Genomic DNA, 2,504 nt, shown 5'->3' with positions numbered 1-2,504 from the left:
TGGTCAAAAAGAACCTCCCTCTTCTGCACGTTTTGTTGACGGTGGAATGCTTTCCAATTTTCCTATCAATCTTTTTTACAATCCTAATGTTGTTGTTCCCCGCACGCCCTCGTTTGGTATAGACCTGGATGATGCGCAGCCTGAAGATAAGAGCATGCATGCCTCTGGCTGGAGCCTTGCCGGTTACTTTGGAAGAATGTTTAACACCATTCGCTATTACTACGATAAAGATTTTTTAATAAAAAACAAAGTGTATGAAAAGGGAATTGGAAAGATTAATGTATCGGAGTACAACTGGCTCAATTTCTTTCTCACTAAAAAAGATAAGCTGGATATGTTGCTAAAAGGTGCCGTGGCAGCCACTGATTTTTTAATGGATTTCGACTGGCAGGGGTATAAAATGGCCCGTGCCGGTATGCAGGAGCAAATGAATAATACAAAACCTGTTGTAAGTAATGTAGCGCAGCACGAAACCATAAACGTATAATTTAATTTTTATGCAACTTCATATAGCAAATGGGTGGCTGGTATTCTGTATTACGTTTGGAGTAATGTTGTTTACCACTTTTATTATGGGCCGTTTAGGCAGGTATTTTTACACCGAAGATGTTGTGCTTCGCCGCTTTAGTATTATGGACCTTCAATGGCCGGGTTCTGCATTGGAGTTACAAAATCTAATCCATGGCATATATCGGTTGCCTGCTAAAAGAAGCACAACAGTAATCAGCGCTTTAAAAAAACACCTGTATGCAGACTTTTTATTCATGCCTGCTGCATACGGTTCCATTTTTTTGTTGTGCATGAAGATCTCATGGAAGATGGACTACTTTGGACCAGAGATTTTTGCCTTTCTTGCATGGTTACAGATCATACCTTTTATGCTAGACATCTATGAAAATATTTATCTTCTTCAAAAACTAAAACCCGATTTTAAAAAGACTAGCGATGAAACTTTTAAACGGATGCAACGGGTTGAAATCATTAAATGGGGAATACCGTTAGGATCATTAATTCTTGCTTTATCCGCTGTTTTGTATTTCTGGTTAAATGGTATGTACGACAAAGGGTCGTTGCTATATGTGGGAATACTTATAGGAGAAGTATTGTTTTTTCTGTTAGCAGGAAAGATGGCAGCTAAACTGATGAAAGCGGGTTAGTGAGTCTTAAGTTTTAAGTAATAAGGTGTAAGAAATAAGTTCTAAGTAGTGAGTTGTAAGAAATAAGTTTTAAGTACCATGTTGTAAGTAGCATGAAGGAAGACGAAGGCTGGAAGTTTTTAGATATACAGGTGAAGGAAATATTAATCATTACACTATCATGGCCGGGCATAAAATGCATCAGGAAATATCCCTAAGAATTATTTTGGAAAGTCCTTTAACAGGAGTTGATTTTGGAATTCAGAAGGGGAGTGGAAGTAAGTATGAAACCATCCAAAAGCAAAGGTCCGGTTCTACGGATCTGTGCTTTGACTTGAAAATCTCATTTAAAGAATCCAAAACAGGCCTACCTGATTTTTCGGGTCCACTGGTGCAGGGGCCATTATCGGAGCGCTTTATTTATGTTGACATTGGCACTTGTGCCGGACAATTGGATTCGCTTTGGAGCCGCCGGTTAAAAATTCCTTTAAGAGATATTTCATTTGAAACTATTGAGCTTTTATTGGCTGACTCATCTTTAATACTGGAAACCAGGGTGCCGGGGACTGCTAAAGACGGGGGACCAAATTGCGCTACAGTAAAACCTTTCCCTGGCTGGTATTTAATCTCAAAGGCGTAAATACTTACGATATAAAAGCTACCATGTCCCCCTCATCGTTTTACCAATCCATTAATCCCCATTTGGCAAACAAATTTTAGCCCTGCATAATATTCCTTCTTGCTGAAATAATAATAGAGTTTGTAAGGCACGATATTATTAGCAATTTCAGATATCTATAATATTTTATAAAATGAAACCCAACGATGATAATGCAGCATTGCCTGCAAGCGAACGTCCTTTTAGAATCCTGATCATTTCCGGCTCCGGGCGGCGGCAATACAACTGCCCTGGGGTTGATGGAAAATCAAGAACACTTATGCTTAAGATGGCAGACATGCTGCCGAAGGATTGGGAAATAGATTATGAAGACCTGGGCAATGTTTACGGCAGGGCAAAAATACAATCTTGTAATGCCTGTGTGTCTACCTCGATGGCGCTTTGCGTATGGCCCTGTAACTGTTACGAAAAAAATAGCCGGATGGAAAAAGACCTGATGTGGGATTTAGATATGTATGCCCGGCTTGATATGGCTGATGCATGGGCAATCATAGGACCCATTAACTGGTACGGTCCCAGCAGTAATTTAAAATTGATGTTTGACCGGTTGGTTTGTATGAATGGTGGCAATCCGGATGAGAACCTAATTGATCATAAAGACCCTGAAAAAGCTATGGCCCTGGAGCATACAGAACAGTGGGAACAACTTAGTGTAAACCATTTGGAGGGTAGAACAGCAGCATTTTTTT

General features: G+C 39.8%; 3 protein-coding genes and 1 pseudogene. All 4 read left to right on the top strand.

All coding sequences use genetic code 11. The annotated features are described in order from the left end of the window. A pseudogene (locus H7254_RS10535) lies at positions 1-487 on the top strand (Patatin); the annotation flags it as partial. A 10-nt stretch (positions 488-497) separates the two neighbouring features. Then, positions 498-1,157, top strand: coding sequence for a hypothetical protein (locus H7254_RS10530; protein WP_301932931.1), 660 nt, complete (start codon positions 498-500; stop codon positions 1,155-1,157). 160 nt (positions 1,158-1,317) lie between these two features. Then, entirely contained in the window at positions 1,318-1,776 is a 459-nt protein-coding gene (locus H7254_RS10525) for a DUF5990 family protein (RefSeq protein WP_301932930.1), read from the top strand. Positions 1,777-1,948: 172 nt separating this feature from the next. Then, the coding region (locus H7254_RS10520) for an NAD(P)H-dependent oxidoreductase (RefSeq protein ID WP_301932929.1) at positions 1,949-2,504 on the top strand (556 nt) is incomplete at its 3' end.

Origin of the sequence: Ferruginibacter sp., from assembly GCF_014377975.1 — a bacterium.
Taxonomy (GTDB): Bacteria; Bacteroidota; Bacteroidia; order Chitinophagales; family Chitinophagaceae; genus Ferruginibacter.
Note: the sequence above shows the minus strand (reverse complement) of the source record. Positions and strands in the feature narration are given on the sequence as shown.

Excerpts from the sequence above, each read along its gene's own strand:
- H7254_RS10525 (WP_301932930.1), top strand. The coding sequence starts at position 1,318 with ATGGCCGGGCATAAAATGCATCAGGAAATATCCCTAAGAATTATTTTG.
- H7254_RS10530 (WP_301932931.1), top strand. The coding sequence starts at position 498 with ATGCAACTTCATATAGCAAATGGGTGGCTGGTATTCTGTATTACGTTT.